General features: G+C 70.8%; 13 protein-coding genes and 1 pseudogene. 7 read left to right on the top strand and 7 right to left on the bottom strand.

Annotated features, from left to right (window positions below):
- Nucleotides 1-195 (top strand): annotated as a pseudogene (locus E5198_RS21480) (hypothetical protein); the annotation flags it as partial.
- A gap of 6 nt (nt 196-201) precedes the next feature.
- Here the strand turns inward: E5198_RS21480 and E5198_RS06475 are convergent.
- The 3 genes from E5198_RS06475 to guaB all read right to left on the bottom strand — a co-directional run bounded on the left by E5198_RS06475 (nt 202) and on the right by guaB (nt 4707).
- Complete coding sequence (locus E5198_RS06475; RefSeq protein ID WP_136489183.1) at nt 202-1473, bottom strand: DUF445 domain-containing protein; 1272 nt, start codon at nt 1471-1473, stop codon at nt 202-204.
- Nucleotides 1474-1577: 104 nt separating this feature from the next.
- Complete coding sequence (gene guaA / locus E5198_RS06470; protein ID WP_136489182.1) at nt 1578-3158, bottom strand: glutamine-hydrolyzing GMP synthase; 1581 nt, start codon at nt 3156-3158, stop codon at nt 1578-1580.
- Between the two features lie 79 nt (nt 3159-3237).
- Nucleotides 3238-4707, bottom strand: coding sequence for an IMP dehydrogenase (guaB, locus tag E5198_RS06465; protein WP_136489181.1), 1470 nt, complete (start codon nt 4705-4707; stop codon nt 3238-3240).
- Between the two features lie 223 nt (nt 4708-4930).
- Here guaB and E5198_RS06460 point away from each other — a divergent pair, with 223 nt between their 5' ends.
- The 4 genes from E5198_RS06460 to E5198_RS06445 all read left to right on the top strand — a co-directional run bounded on the left by E5198_RS06460 (nt 4931) and on the right by E5198_RS06445 (nt 9255).
- Complete coding sequence (locus E5198_RS06460) at nt 4931-5920, top strand: helix-turn-helix transcriptional regulator (RefSeq protein ID WP_136489180.1); 990 nt, start codon at nt 4931-4933, stop codon at nt 5918-5920.
- Between the two features lie 129 nt (nt 5921-6049).
- Nucleotides 6050-6934, top strand: a complete 885-nt coding sequence (locus E5198_RS06455) for a transporter (protein ID WP_136489179.1) — start codon at nt 6050-6052, stop codon at nt 6932-6934.
- Nucleotides 6935-6947: 13 nt separating this feature from the next.
- Complete coding sequence (locus tag E5198_RS06450; RefSeq protein ID WP_136489178.1) at nt 6948-8117, top strand: MFS transporter; 1170 nt, start codon at nt 6948-6950, stop codon at nt 8115-8117.
- A gap of 25 nt (nt 8118-8142) precedes the next feature.
- A complete protein-coding gene (locus E5198_RS06445) occupies nt 8143-9255 on the top strand; it encodes a class II histone deacetylase (protein ID WP_136489177.1) in 1113 nt (370 codons plus the stop codon).
- An 18-nt stretch (nt 9256-9273) separates the two neighbouring features.
- Here the strand turns inward: E5198_RS06445 and E5198_RS06440 are convergent, their stop codons facing one another.
- The 4 genes from E5198_RS06440 to E5198_RS06425 form a co-directional block, all read right to left on the bottom strand.
- Nucleotides 9274-9582: a ribbon-helix-helix domain-containing protein gene (locus tag E5198_RS06440; protein ID WP_136489176.1), complete on the bottom strand. Its 309-nt coding sequence runs from the start codon at nt 9580-9582 to the stop codon at nt 9274-9276.
- A 97-nt stretch (nt 9583-9679) separates the two neighbouring features.
- Nucleotides 9680-10261: a DJ-1/PfpI family protein gene (locus E5198_RS06435; protein WP_136489175.1), complete on the bottom strand. Its 582-nt coding sequence runs from the start codon at nt 10259-10261 to the stop codon at nt 9680-9682.
- Between the two features lie 90 nt (nt 10262-10351).
- Nucleotides 10352-10900 (bottom strand): sugar ABC transporter ATPase, encoded by a 549-nt coding sequence (locus E5198_RS06430; protein WP_136489174.1) that lies wholly within the window; start codon nt 10898-10900, stop codon nt 10352-10354.
- A gap of 54 nt (nt 10901-10954) precedes the next feature.
- Complete coding sequence (locus tag E5198_RS06425) at nt 10955-11422, bottom strand: multidrug/biocide efflux PACE transporter (protein WP_136489173.1); 468 nt, start codon at nt 11420-11422, stop codon at nt 10955-10957.
- 88 nt (nt 11423-11510) lie between these two features.
- Here E5198_RS06425 and E5198_RS06420 point away from each other — a divergent pair, with 88 nt between their 5' ends.
- A complete protein-coding gene (locus E5198_RS06420) occupies nt 11511-12425 on the top strand; it encodes a LysR family transcriptional regulator (RefSeq protein ID WP_136489172.1) in 915 nt (304 codons plus the stop codon).
- 43 nt (nt 12426-12468) lie between these two features.
- Nucleotides 12469-13848, top strand: coding sequence for an exodeoxyribonuclease VII large subunit (xseA, locus tag E5198_RS06415; protein ID WP_136489171.1), 1380 nt, complete (start codon nt 12469-12471; stop codon nt 13846-13848).
- Nucleotides 13849-13928 lie beyond the last annotated feature (80 nt).

The following is a 13928-nucleotide window of genomic DNA, read 5'->3' as shown; positions in this document are numbered from 1 at the left end:
CCCGCCGCCACGCCGGCCGGCGCCCGCCTGCGCCTGCACGGCACCCTCGGCGCCGGCTGGACGCTGGACGGCCTGCCGCTGCGGGTCGGCACCGGCACGCGGATCGACAAGAGCCCGCGCCCCGGCGACTACGTGCAGGTGCGCGGCCGCTGGTCGGGCCAGGAGGTCGAGGTGGAACGCCTGCACCGGCGCTGAGCGCCTTCAGCCCGCCAGCAGGCGGGTCAGCGCATGCAGGGTCAGGCCGACCAGGCCGCCGACCAGGGTGCCGTTGATGCGGATGAACTGCAGGTCGCGGCCGACGTTGCGCTCCAGCTGCTCGACCAGCTCGGCGCTGTCCCAGCGCTCGACCCGCTCGGCGATGTAGCGGCGGATGTCCTCGCGATGCCGCTCGACCAGCGCCGGCGCCACCTCGAGCAGTTGGTCGTTGATCCAGCGGCGCATCGCCGCATCCGTCGCCAGCCCCTCGCCCAGGCGCAGGCACAGGCTCTCCAGACGGCGGCGGATGGTCGAATCGGCGTCGCCCAGGTCGGCCTGCAGCCAGTCGACCAGATCGTCCCACAGCTGGCGCAGGTAGCCGGCCAGCGCCGGGTGGGCGAGCAGCTGCTCGCGGATCTGCTCGCCCTTGAGGCGGAACGCCGGATCCTCCTTGAGGCGGGCGACGAAACGCGCCACGCAGCCATCGAAGTGGCCGCGCAGCTCGTGCTGCGGGTCACGGCTGATCTCGCCGATCAGCTCGGAAACCCGGCGCACCACCTTGTCCGCCGACCACTGGCCGGCCTTCTCGTCGAGCGGGATGTCCTTGCCGAACAGGCGAAAGCGCAGCGCGCTGAACTCGCCGGACAGCCCGGCGGCGATGCGCCGCTGCACCGCCTCGTCCTGCAGCAGCAGGTCGAGCTGGGCCAGCAGCTCGTCGAGCATCGCCTGGTGGCGGCGCTCGTGGGTCAGCAGGTCGAGCAGCTGGCCGCCGAGACGGGCCAGGTCCAGTTCGCGCAGGCGGCGGGTGGCGCTGCGCTGGACGAACTGGATCACCCGCTCGTCGCGCAGGGCATTGAGGCCGTAGCGCGCCACGCCGACCAGTTGGCGGGCCAGCGCCGCGGCGCTGGCCGGGCGACGCAGCCATTCGGCCAGCCGCCCGGCGGCGTCGAAGGCCTCGAGCTTGGCCATCACCTGCGGGGTGGCGAGGAAGTGGGTGCAGATGAAGTCGGCCAGGTTGCGCCCGAGGCGCGCCTGCTTGCGCGGGATGATCGCCGTGTGCGGGATCGGCAGGCCCAGCGGGTGACGGAACAGCGCGGTGACCGCGAACCAGTCGGCGATGGCGCCGACCATCGCCGCCTCGGCGAAGGCCTGCAGGTAACCCCAGCCGGGATGGCCGGGCAGCAGGCGGGTGGCCAGCGCGTACAGCGCCGCCGCCAGCAGCAGCAGGCCGAGGGCGATGGCCTTCATGCGGGCCAGGGGGGAGCTCCACAGCGACATCGGGCGACTCCTTGTCGACGTATTGGCTGCAGCATAGCGAGGCGGAAAAGCAAAAGGGCAGCTCACGCTGCCCTTTTGCCTGTCAGATCACCGGAGCGACCGGATCATTCCCACTCGATGGTCGCCGGCGGCTTGCTCGACACGTCGTAGGTGACGCGCGAGATGCCTTCGATCTCGTTGATGATGCGGTTGGAGACCTTCTCCAGCAGCTCGTAGGGCAGGTGCGCCCAGCGTGCGGTCATGAAGTCGATGGTTTCCACCGCACGCAGGGCCACCACCCAGGCGTAGCGGCGGCCGTCGCCGACCACGCCGACCGATTTCACCGGCTGGAACACCACGAAGGCCTGGCTGGTCTTGTGGTACCAGTCGAAGTTGCGCAGCTCCTCGATGAAGATGTGGTCGGCGCGACGCAGCAGGTCGGCGTACTCCTTCTTCACCTCGCCGAGGATGCGCACGCCCAGGCCCGGGCCCGGGAACGGGTGGCGGTAGACCATGTCGTAGGGCAGGCCGAGTTCGAGGCCGATCTTGCGCACCTCGTCCTTGAACAGCTCGCGCAGCGGCTCGACCAGCTGGAACTGCATGTCCTCCGGCAGGCCGCCGACGTTGTGGTGCGACTTGATCACGTGGGCCTTGCCGGTCTTGGCGCCGGCCGACTCGATCACGTCCGGGTAGATGGTGCCCTGGGCGAGGAAGTCGATGCCCTCGAGCTTCTTGGCCTCCTGGTCGAACACCTCGATGAAGCTGCGGCCGATGATCTTGCGCTTCTGCTCCGGATCGCTGACGCCGGCCAGGCGGCCGAGGAACAGCTCCTCGGCGTTGGCGCGGATCACCTTGACGCCCATGTTCTCGGCGAACATGGCCATCACCTGGTCGCCCTCGTGCAGGCGCAGCAGGCCGTTGTCGACGAACACGCAGGTCAGTTGCTCGCCGATGGCGCGGTGCAGCAGCGCGGCGACCACCGAGGAATCGACGCCGCCGGACAGGCCGAGCAGCACCTTGCGGTCACCGACCTGCTTGCGCACGGTGGCGATGGCGTCCTCGACGATGTTGGCCGGGGTCCACAGCGCCTCGCAGCCGCAGATGTCGAGGATGAAGCGCGACAGGATGCGGCCGCCCTGCTTGGTGTGAGTCACTTCCGGATGGAACTGCACGCCGTAGTAGCAGCGGTTGTCGTCGGCGATGGCGGCGATCGGGCAGCTCGGGGTGCTGGCGACGATGTGGAAGCCTTCCGGCAGCGTGGTGACCTTGTCACCGTGGCTCATCCACACGTCGAGGCTGAGCAGGCCGTCGTCGTCCATGTGGTCCTCGATGCCGTCGAGCAGGCGGCTCTTGCCGACCAGGTCGACGCGGGCGTAGCCGAACTCGCGCAGGTCGGAGCCCTGCACCTTGCCGCCGAGCTGCTCGGACATGGTCTGCATGCCGTAGCAGATGCCGAACAGCGGCACGCCCAGGTCGAACACCGCCTGCGGCGCGCGCGGGCTGTTCTCCTCGTGCACCGACTCCGGACCGCCGGCGAGGATGATGCCGCGCGGGTCGAAGGCGCGGATCGCCTCGTCGTCCATGTCGAACGGGTGGATCTCGCAGTACACGCCGATCTCGCGCACGCGGCGGGCGATCAGCTGGGTGTACTGGGAACCGAAGTCGAGGATCAGGATCCGGTGAGCGTGAATGTCGTGGTGGGCCATGGCCATCTCTCGTAGCGGAATGCACAAACGACACGGGGCTGAAAAGCAGCCCCGTGTCGCCAGTTCAAAAGCTCAGCAATCAACCAACGCGGTAGTTGGGAGCTTCCTTGGTGATCTGCACGTCGTGCACGTGCGACTCGGCCATGCCGGCGCCGGTGATGCGCACGAACTGCGGGCGGGTGCGCATCTCCTCGATGGTGGCGCAGCCGGTGTAACCCATGGAGGCGCGCAGGCCGCCCATCAGCTGGTGGACGATGGCCGCCAGGGCGCCCTTGTACGGCACGCGGCCTTCGATGCCTTCCGGCACCAGTTTCTCGGCGCCGGCGGCGGAGTCCTGGAAGTAGCGGTCCGAGGAACCCTGGGCCTGGGCCATGGCGCCCAGCGAGCCCATGCCGCGGTAGGACTTGTAGGAGCGGCCCTGGAACAGCTCGACCTCGCCCGGCGCCTCTTCGGTGCCGGCGAACATCGAGCCCATCATCACCGCGTTGGCGCCGGCGACGATGGCCTTGGACAGGTCGCCGGAGAAGCGGATGCCGCCGTCGGCGATCATCGGCACGCCGACCGCGGCCAGGGCGGCGGAGACGTTGGCGATGGCGCTGATCTGCGGCACGCCGACGCCGGCGACGATGCGGGTGGTGCAGATCGAGCCCGGGCCGATGCCGACCTTGACGGCGTCGGCGCCAGCCTCGACCAGCGCCAGGGCGGCCTCGGCGGTGGCGATGTTGCCGCCGATCACCTGCACTTCGGGGAAGTTCTGCTTGACCCAGCGCACGCGGTCGATCACGCCCTTGGAGTGGCCGTGGGCGGTGTCGACCACCACCACGTCGACGCCCGCGGCGGCCAGCGCAGCGATGCGCTCGCCGGTGTCGGCACCGGTGCCGACGGCGGCGCCGACGCGCAGGCGGCCCTGCTCGTCCTTGGACGCCAGCGGGTAGCTCTTGGCCTTCTCGATGTCACGGAAGGTGACCAGCCCGCGCAGATGGAACTGCTTGTCGACCACCAGCATCTTCTCGATGCGGTGCTCGTACAGCTTGGCCTTGATCTCCTCGAGACCGGTGCCTTCCTCGACGGTGATCAGGCGCTCCTTGGGCGTCATGATCGCCGCCACGGTGTCGCCGGCGTTCGGCTTCACGCGCAGGTCGCGGCCGGTGACGATGCCGACCAGCTCGTTGTTGGCCACCACCGGGAAGCCGGAGAAGCCGTACTCGCGCACGCGGGCCAGCAGGTCGATGATCTTGGTGTCCGGGGTCACGGTCACCGGATCGCGCACGATGGCGGTCTCGTGACGCTTGACCTTGCGCACCTCGGCAGCCTGCTGCTCGATGGTCATGTTCTTGTGGATGATGCCGATGCCGCCTTCCTGCGCCATGGCGATGGCCAGGCGCGATTCGGTGACGGTGTCCATGGCCGCGGAAACCAGCGGGATGTTCAGCTCGATGCCACGGGTCAGGCGGGTCTTGAGGGAAACATCCTTGGGCAGAACCTCGGAATAACCGGGGATCAGGAGAACGTCGTCGAAGGTCAGGGCTTCTTGGCTGATACGCAGCATGGCGGGGGCTCCCGGACGGGAAAAAATGGAAGCGCGGCATTATACCCGGCACGGGGCTCGGGCTCAACGCAAGTCCGCGCCTGGCGACAGCCTGCGAGCGGACGAACGCATCCTGCATCTGCAGGATAGTGCGCCCTCTCCCACGGGTCGATACTCGATCCCAGCCCCCTGCCGCGGCAGGCCGGCGCCGACAACGACAAGAATCCGGCCCGAGGAGCACCGTATGCGCAGCCCCGCACGGCAAGACCCGCCGATCGCCAGCCACTGGCTGGCCGAGTTCGGCAACGCCCTGCTGGACATCAACCGCCTGGCCAGGGACAAGGCCCTCGAGAGCTTCCACCACCAGGCGCTGCAACGCCTGCAACGCTTGCTGCCGTTCGACAAGGCCTGGTGGGGACGCGCCGCGCTGATCGACGGCCTGCCCGAGGAGCACAGCCGCCACCTGTTCGGCCTGCCGGCCGAGTATCTCGACGACTGGCAGTCGATCCGCGAACAGGACATCACCGTCGACCGCGTCCACTCCTCACCGGGGCATGCGGTGATCATCGACATGCAGGCCGCCGACAGCCCGGCCGGACTGCGCTGGCTGGCCGCACGCCACGAGCTCGGCGAACTGATCTGCATCATCCACGTCGATCCGCTGACCCAGCTCAGCGACCACCTCGCGCTGTACCGCCAGCCCGGGGCGCCGCGCTTCGGCGAGCTCGAGCGCCTGCTGCTCGACAACCTGATGCCGCACCTGGTCGCTGCTGTCTCGGTCAACCAGATCCGCACCCTGGTGGCCATGCGCGAGTCGCTGCAGTCGCAGGCGCTGGCCATGGCGGTGTGCGACCGCCATGGCGTGCTGTACTGCGCCGAACGCGGCTTCGTCGAGTTGCTGCTCACCGAATGGCCGCAGTGGACCGGGCCGCAGCTGCCGGAGCAGGCCAGCCCGCAGGGCTACGCGGGCGAACATCTGGCGATCGAGTCACGCATCGTCGGCGACCTGCACCTGCTCACCGCACGCCGCCGCGGGCCGATGGAGCGGCTCAGCGGCCGCGAGCGCGAGGTCGCCCTGCTGTTCGGCGAAGGGCGCACCTACAAGGAGATCGCCCGCGAACTGGGGCTGGCGCCCAACACCGTGCGCCACCACATCCGCACCATCTACGCCAAGCTCGGCGTCAACGACAAGGCCAGCGTCGCCCACCTGCTGCACCGGCTCGCCCCCGATTGATCCACACCGGGTAACCCCGCATGTCCGCCCATCCCGCCGCGCCTCGCGCCGGCCGGGCCGGGTTCGGCTTGCCCGCAGAAAATCGTGGGCCGCCGCGCTCCAGCACAACAACAAGAGAGGAAACACCGCATGACCGCATCGCCCCGACGCCTGCTTGGCGCCACCCTGCTCGGCTTGACCGCCAGCCTCGCCGCTTCCGGCGCCAGCGCCGCCGACCTCAATGCCCGCGACTTCTTCACCGCGCCGGTCGGCACCAGCCTCGGCGTGTTCTACCTGCCGGCCGTGCGCGCCGACGAGTTCCGCGGCGCACATGGCACCGACAAGGACGCCGAACTGACCGTCAACGCCTTCGCCTGGCGCCAGCTGTGGTTCAGCGACCTCTGCGGCACCCTGTGCACCCCGCAGTTCATCATCCCGCTGGCCGACATCGAGGCGCGCCTGCCGGGCAGCACCGCGCACCGCAGCGAGCAGGGCCTCGGCGATCCGCAGTTCGGCGGCACCCTGTTCTTCATCAACGACCCGGAGCGCCGCACCTACAGCGGCCTGCTGACCCTGATCGGCGCGCCGCTGGGCGAGTACCACGCCGGCAACCCCGACGTCTCGCCGGGCGCCAACCGCTGGACGGCGACCTTCAACTACAACTACACCCAGGGCGTCGGCGAGAATTGGGTGCTGGAGGCCAACCTCGAGGCGCAGCTCTACGGCAAGAACGACGACTACCACGGCATGGACCTCGAGCAGGACCCGCTGTATCGCCTGCAGGCCTTCGCCTCCTACGACTTCACCCCGGCCAGCTACGGCGCGCTGCGCCTGATCCACGCCGACGGCGGCGAGCTGAGCCTGGACGGCGACACCCTCGACGGCACCCACCAGCGCTACACCCAGCTCGGCTTCGAGCTCGGCCACTGGCTGGACCAGAAGAACCAGCTGCTATTCGCCCTGTCGCGCAACCTCGACACCGACAACGGCTTCCACGGCGAGCAGGCCCTGCTGCGCCTGGTCCACGTGTTCTGATCCGGAGCATCCCATGACCACCCAGACCCACATCGAGGGCGCGGCCTCCCGCGCCAGCGGCGGCCTCGCCCTGCTCGCCGCCATCGTCCTGCTCGCCGCCATCACCCCGGCGGTGCTGATGACCGCCCCGGCGCTGGCCGCCCAGCTCGCCGCGCAGTGGCAGCTCGCCCCGGCGCAGATCGGCGATCTGTTCTCCTGCGAGCTGGGCGCCATGAGCCTGGCCACCCTGCCGGCCTGGTGGTGGCTGCGCCGCGTCGACTGGCGCCGCGCCGCACTCGCCGCCGGGCTGCTGTTCGTCGCCGCCAACCTGGCCTCGGCGTTCGCCAGCGGCTATTCGACGCTGCTCGCCCTGCGCTTCGTCAGCGCCCTGGCCGGTGGTTCGCTGATGATCCTGTGCATGTCCAGTGCGGCCAGCACCGCCAACCCCGGCCGCACCTATGGCCTGTGGGTGATGGGCCAGCTGGTGATCGGCGCGCTCGGCCTCGCCGTGCTGCCGGGGCTGTTCGCCGCACACGGCATCGCCGCCGCCTACCTGCTGCTCGCCGGGCTGATGGGCCTGTGCCTGCCGCTGACCCGCTGCCTGCCGGCCGCCGGCCGGGATGTTGCCCGCACGACCAGCGAACCGGGCAGCGACCAGCGCCTGCGCGCCGGGCTCGGCATCCTCGCCGTGCTGGCCTTCTACGTCGCCCTCAGCGCGGTGTGGACCTTCATCGGCGGCATCGCCGGCCAGGCCGGCCTGTCGGCCGGTGAAAGCGGCGACATCCTCGCCGTGGCCACCCTGCTCGGCATCGCCGGTGCCGGCTGCGCCTCGCTGCTCGGCGAACGCTGGGGCCGCGCGCCGCTGCTGCTGGCCGGCTACCTGATGATGCTCGGCGCCATCCTCCTGCTGCTCGATCAGCCGCAACTGGCCCGCTTCGCCGCCGCCGCGCTGCTGTTCAAGTTCACCTGGACCTTCGTCCTGCCCTACATCCTCGCCAGCCTGGCCGCCCTCGACCCCAGCGGCCGGCTGATGAACGCCACCAACCTGGTGATCGGCGGCGGCCTCGCCCTCGGCCCGGCCATCGCCGGTCGCCTGCTCGAAGCCAGCGGCGGCGACTTCCACGGCGTGCTGCTCGGCGCCGCCGCCTGCACCGCCCTGTCGCTGGGCCTGATCCTCGCCATCAACCGCCGCCAGCCGGCCTGAATCCCTGTTCCAAGGAGTACCCGAGATGAACCGACGCACTGCCTTCCTCTTCGACGAACTCTGCCTCTGGCACAGCGCCAGCCAGCACGCGCTGATCCTGCCGGTGGGCGGCTGGGTGCAGCCGCCGGCCGCCGCCGGGCACGCCGAGTCGCCGGAAACCAAGCGCCGCCTGAAAAACCTGATGGACGTTTCCGGCCTGACCCGCCAGCTCGACCTGCGCACGGCCGCGCCGGCCAGCGACGAGGACCTGCTGCGCGTGCATCCGGCGCACTACCTGCAGCGCTTCAAGGCGCTCAGCGACGCCGGCGGCGGCCTGCTCGGCGAGCACGCACCGATCGGCCCGGGCAGCTACGAGATCGCCCGGCTGTCCGCCGGACTGGCCATCGCCGCGGTGGACACCGTGCTGCACGGCGAGGCGGGCAACGCCTACGCGCTGTCCCGCCCGCCGGGCCACCACTGCCTGGCCGACCAGGCGATGGGCTTCTGCTTCCTCGCCAACATCCCGCTGGCCATCGAGGCGGCCCGGGCGCGCCACGGCGTCGAGCGGGTGGCGGTGATCGACTGGGACGTGCACCACGGCAACGGCACCCAGGCGATCTACTACCAGCGCCCGGACGTGCTGACCATCTCCCTGCACCAGGAGGGCTGCTTCCCGGCCGGCTACGGCGGCGCGGCGGATCGCGGCGCCGGCGCCGGCGAGGGCTGCAACCTGAACATCCCGCTGCTGCCGGGCGGCGGCCACGACGCCTACCTGTACGCCTTCGAGCGCCTGGTGGTGCCGGCGCTGGCGCGCTTCCGCCCGCAGCTGATCGTGGTCGCCTGCGGCTACGACGCCAACGCGGTCGACCCGCTGGCGCGCATGCTGGCGCACAGCGGCACCTTCCGGGCGATGACCGCACGCCTGCGCCAGGTCGCCGAGGAGTTCGCCGACGGCCGCCTGGTGCTGGTCCACGAGGGCGGCTACTCCGAGGCCTACGTGCCGTTCTGCGGCCAGGCGGTGATCGAGGAACTGGCCGGGGTGAGCACCGCGGTGGAGGACCCGCTGCTCGCCTTCATCGAGCAGCAGCAACCCAACGCCGAGGTGCGCGCCCTGCAGCGCCGCCTGCTGGACCGCCAGGCGGAGGATTGCGGCTTGTGAGGCAGCACCGGGCGTCTATCAGGAGACAGCCCGACCGCCGACCAGGCTCAGCTCCGCGACCCTGTCGCGGCGCTGGGCCAGGTAGCGGGTGCAGCTGACGCGCAGGAAGGAGGCGAAGTTGACCACCTCGCCGCGGTAGTCCATGACCTCCTCGTACAGCTTGGCGATCAGCTGGTTGGTGGTCATGCCGTCGACCTCGGCGATCTCGCGCAGGATGTCCCAGAACTGGTTCTCCAGGCGCAGGGTGGTGACCACCCCGCGGATGCGCAGCGAGCGCGAGCGCGACTCGTAGAGGATCGGGTCGGCCTTGACGTACAGCTCGCACATGAGTGTCTCCTCGAACCGTAGGGTGCGCCGCGCGCACCATGGAGTCGATGCGCCCCGGGCGGTGCGCATCGCGCACCCTACCGCTCTGGTGTGTGGATCAAAGCTCGATGCGGGTACCCAGCACCTTGAGGAAGGCCGCCAGCCAGGCCGGATGCGCCGGCCAGGCCGGGGCGGTGACCAGGTTGCCGTCGCTGTGCGCCTGGTCGACCGGGATTTCCACGTAGCGCCCGCCGGCCAGGGCGACCTCCGGGGCGCAGGCCGGGTAGGCGCTGCACGCGCGATCCTTGAGCACGCCGGCGGCAGCCAGCAGCTGGGCGCCGTGGCAGATCGCGGCGATCGGCTTGCCGGCCTTGGCGATGGCCTGCACCAGTTCGATCACCTCGGCGTTCAGGCGCAGGTACTCCGGCGCGCGGCCGCCCGGCACCACCAGCGCGTCGTAGTCCTCGGCGCGCACCGCGGCGAAGTCGGCGTTGAGGGCGAAGTTGTGCCCCGGCTTCTCGCTGTAGGTCTGGTCGCCCTCGAAGTCGTGGATCGCGGTGCGCACGCTCTGCCCGGCGGCCTTGCCCGGACACACCGCGTGCACGGTGTGGCCGACCATCGACAGCGCCTGGAACGGCACCATCACTTCGTAGTCCTCGACGTAATCGCCGACCAGCATGAGGATCTTCTTCGCAGCCATGGTTCTCTCCCTGTTCCGGGTGGTGAAGGAGCCAGCAGTATCGACCATGGCGCGGCAAGTGGGTAACAGCCGCCTACTACAGGGCGCGCCTCAGGGATCGACCTGCACCACGCGCACGGCAAAGCCCAGCCGCTCGGCGAAAGCGTCGAGGAAGTCCTGACGCAACCCCGCCTCCGCCCAGCCGTTGAAGATGAAGCCCAGGTCGGAGAAGCCGCACGGCTGCAGGAACAGGAAGCCGTTGATGTCGTCCTCGAAGCCGCATTCCGGGCAGGTGAAGTTGTCGGTCTCCCCCGGCCACCAGGCCTCCAGGCTGTCGAACAGCGGCTCGCCGATCTCCTGGCGGCACTGCGGGCAGCCGGCTTCCTCGCGAAAATCGCGGGTCGGCGTATAGATGCAGCGCCGGGTGACGATCTCCAGGCCGTTGTGCGGCTGGCCGAACGGCAAGCGCTCGGGATGCAGGGCCACCCGCCGCGCGCCGGGGGCGATGGCGTAGGCCATGCCGTTGCCGCCCTGCCCGCAGGTGGTCGGCAGCGCCGCGACTATCTCGCGCCTGACCAGCCAGTTGAGCAACTGGCGCGCCTTGGCCTCGTGGGCGGGGACGCTGGAAATCTGCGGGACGAGGATGAGCTGTGCGGTCATGGCGGCTGGCCGGCAAGAAGAAAGCCGCGCAGCTTAGGCTCTGGCGCGGACAAATCAAGTCCGCTGGACGGCCGGCGCCGCAGCCCGGCGCGCCAGCCAGCGCTCGCGCAGCACATCCCAGCCCCAGTTGAAGGCCACGGTGTAGGGCAGGAAGAACAGGATCAGGCCGATGTCGAGCAGCAGCGCCTCGAGCAGGCCGATCGACAGCCACCAGGCCGCCAGCGGCACCAGCACGACGATCAGCCCCGTCTCGAACAGCAGCGCGTGGCACAGCCGCACCCGCAGGTCGCGGCGGAAGCCCAGGCGCTGCTGGGCGCGGTCGAACAGCCAGTTGAACAGCATGTTCCAGAGCATGGCGACGGTCGAGAACATCAGGGTCAGCAGCCCCAGCTGCAGCAGCGGCTTGCCCAGCAGCCAGGCCAGCGCCGGTGCGCAGATCAGCAGGGCGATCAGCTCGAAGGCCAGCGCATGGCCGATGCGTTCGCCCAGCGAGCGTTGCAGGGGATTGGCGTTCAGGCTCATGGCAGGGACCTCGCGATCGAAAGCAGCGGGCGCTATTCTCATCGGTCATCTAGCCACGAACAAACCAGCTGCCATCGGTGAAACCGATATGAACCTGTCTGCCGAATCACTCCAGGCCTTCGCCCAGGCGGCCGCCTGCGGCTCGCTCAGCGCCGCCGCGCGGCGGCTGGGCAAGAGCCAGTCGACCGTCAGCGAAGCGGTGGCGCGCCTGGAGCTCGACCTCGGCGTCGAGCTGTTCCGCCGCGGTCCGCGCCGCCTCGAACTGACCGAAGCCGGCGCCAGCCTGCTTGCCCACGCCGAAGCCGTGCTGGCTGCCGGCGACCGCCTGGCACTGCACGCCGCCCGCCTGGCGCAAGGCCAGGAAGCGCGCCTGACCCTGGTCCTGTCCGACGCCTACCAGCCCCGCCAGTACGAGGCGCGTCTGCTGGAGCTCGACCGGCGCTTCCCCGACCTGGAGTTCGAGTGCCTGATCGCCGAGCACGCCGACGTGCTCGACCTGATCGGTCAGGGCCGCGCCCAGCTCGGCCTGCTCGCCGCGCAGCCCGCCTACCCGCCGGACATCGCCCACGCCGGGGTGGCGGTCAGCGCCGAATTCGGCCTGTTCGTCGCCGTCGACCATCCGCTGGCCGCCCTGGCGCGGGTCGGTCCCGCGGACCTGGCGCAGTGGCGCGCGCTGCGCCTGAGCAGCGTGACCGCCAGCGAGACGCCGGCCGACGACCTGCCGGGCAGCGACGTGCGTAGCGGCGTGCGCAGCGACGTGCGTAGCGGCGCTCGCTGCTGGTCGGCGCCGGACTACCTGCTGCTGCTGGAAATGGCCGGGCTCGGCTGCGGCTGGGCGGCGCTGCCGCGCCAGCTGGTCGCCGACTACGGCAGAGGCCGCCTGCATGAGCTGGCGCTCGACGGCTGGCCCAGGCGCGTGGCGGTGGACGCGGTGTGGTCGCGCCGGCGCGAACTCGGCCCGGTCGCCGCCTGGCTGCTCGACCGTCTGCTCGCCGACGACTGAATCCCTGTCGCTCCCGCCGCACGCTCGGCTTATCATGCCGGCCATGCTCACCGATCCCTTCCAGCGGCTCGGCCTCGATCGCGAGGTCCTGACCGTCAGCCAGCTCAACCAGCGCGCCCGCCACCTGCTCGAGGACGTGTTCCCGCAGGTGTGGGTCGAGGGCGAGATCTCCAACCTGGCGCGGCCCTCCTCCGGGCACGTCTACTTCACCCTCAAGGACGCCGGCGCCCAGGTGCGCTGCGCGCTGTTCCGCTCCAGCGCCGCGCGGGTGCGCCAGGCGCTGCGCGACGGCCTGGCGGTGAAGGTGCGCGGCAAGGTCTCGCTGTTCGAGGGCCGCGGCGACTACCAGATGATCCTCGACGCGGTGGAGCCGGCCGGCGACGGCGCGCTGCGCCTGGCCTTCGAGGCGCTCAAGGACAAGCTGGCCGCCGAGGGGCTGTTCGCCGCCGCGGGCAAGCGCGCCCTGCCCGCCCATCCGCAGCGCGTCGGCATCGTCAGCTCGCCGTCAGGGGCGGTGATCCGCGACATCATCAGCGTGTTCCGCCGCCGCGCGCCGCAGGTGGAGCTGACCCTGGTGCCCACCGCGGTGCAGGGCGTCGATGCCAGCGCGCAGATCGTCCGCGCGCTGGCGCTGGCCGACCACCAGGGCTTCGACGCGCTGATCCTGGCCCGCGGTGGCGGCTCGCTGGAGGATCTGTGGTGCTTCAACGAGGAAGCGGTGGCGCGCGCCATCGCCGCCTGTGCGACACCGATCGTCAGCGCGGTCGGCCACGAGACCGACGTGACCATCGCCGACTTCGTCGCCGACGTGCGCGCACCGACGCCCTCGGCCGCCGCCGAACTGCTCGCCCCCGACTCCAGCGACCTGCAGCGCCGCCTCGACGGCCTGCAGCGCCGCCTGACCCTGCGCATGCAGCACCTGCTGGCCGCCCGCCAGCTGCAGCTCGACGGCCTGCGCCGGCGCCTGCGCCATCCCGGCGAACGGCTGCGCCAGCAGGCCCAGCGCCTCGACGACCTGGAGCTGCGCCTGCGCCGGGCGCTGGACCAGCGCCTGCGCACCGCCCATGAGCGTCTGGCGCGCCTGGACACCCGCCTGGCCGCCCAGCATCCCGAGCGCCTGCTCGAACTGCTGCGCCAGCGCCTCGACCACCTCGCCCAGCGCCTGCCGCGCGCCATGCACGCCGGCCTGCGCGAGCGCCGCCAGAAGCTCGGGGGCATCGCCCAGACCCTGCAGGTGGTCAGCCCGCTGGCCACCCTCAGCCGCGGCTACAGCATCCTCCTCGACGAGCGTGGCCGCGCCGTGCGCCGCGCCGCCGACACCGTTCCCGGCCAGCGCCTGACCGCCCGGCTGCACGAGGGTGAGCTGGCGCTGCGCGTCGAGGACAGCCCGGCGATGTCTGGCACGCTGGAACTGCCGTTGTAGGGTGCGCTGCGCGCCCCACAAACCGCATGGTGCGCACGGCGCACCCTACGTCACTCAGCCGCCAGGCCCGGGGCAGCCCC

Source organism: Pseudomonas sp. A-1, assembly GCF_004801855.1.
Classification (GTDB): Bacteria; Pseudomonadota; Gammaproteobacteria; order Pseudomonadales; family Pseudomonadaceae; genus Geopseudomonas.
Note: the sequence above shows the minus strand (reverse complement) of the source record. Positions and strands in the feature narration are given on the sequence as shown.

Excerpts from the sequence above, each read along its gene's own strand:
- E5198_RS06475 (WP_136489183.1), bottom strand. The coding sequence starts at position 1,473 with ATGTCGCTGTGGAGCTCCCCCCTGGCCCGCATGAAGGCCATCGCCCTC.
- E5198_RS06450 (WP_136489178.1), top strand. The coding sequence starts at position 6,948 with ATGACCACCCAGACCCACATCGAGGGCGCGGCCTCCCGCGCCAGCGGC.
- E5198_RS06440 (WP_136489176.1), bottom strand. The coding sequence starts at position 9,582 with ATGTGCGAGCTGTACGTCAAGGCCGACCCGATCCTCTACGAGTCGCGC.
- E5198_RS06455 (WP_136489179.1), top strand. The coding sequence starts at position 6,050 with ATGACCGCATCGCCCCGACGCCTGCTTGGCGCCACCCTGCTCGGCTTG.
- guaB (WP_136489181.1), bottom strand. The coding sequence starts at position 4,707 with ATGCTGCGTATCAGCCAAGAAGCCCTGACCTTCGACGACGTTCTCCTG.
- E5198_RS06430 (WP_136489174.1), bottom strand. The coding sequence starts at position 10,900 with ATGACCGCACAGCTCATCCTCGTCCCGCAGATTTCCAGCGTCCCCGCC.
- E5198_RS06435 (WP_136489175.1), bottom strand. The coding sequence starts at position 10,261 with ATGGCTGCGAAGAAGATCCTCATGCTGGTCGGCGATTACGTCGAGGAC.
- E5198_RS06460 (WP_136489180.1), top strand. The coding sequence starts at position 4,931 with ATGCGCAGCCCCGCACGGCAAGACCCGCCGATCGCCAGCCACTGGCTG.
- xseA (WP_136489171.1), top strand. The coding sequence starts at position 12,469 with ATGCTCACCGATCCCTTCCAGCGGCTCGGCCTCGATCGCGAGGTCCTG.
- E5198_RS06425 (WP_136489173.1), bottom strand. The coding sequence starts at position 11,422 with ATGAGCCTGAACGCCAATCCCCTGCAACGCTCGCTGGGCGAACGCATC.
- guaA (WP_136489182.1), bottom strand. The coding sequence starts at position 3,158 with ATGGCCCACCACGACATTCACGCTCACCGGATCCTGATCCTCGACTTC.
- E5198_RS06420 (WP_136489172.1), top strand. The coding sequence starts at position 11,511 with ATGAACCTGTCTGCCGAATCACTCCAGGCCTTCGCCCAGGCGGCCGCC.
- E5198_RS06445 (WP_136489177.1), top strand. The coding sequence starts at position 8,143 with ATGAACCGACGCACTGCCTTCCTCTTCGACGAACTCTGCCTCTGGCAC.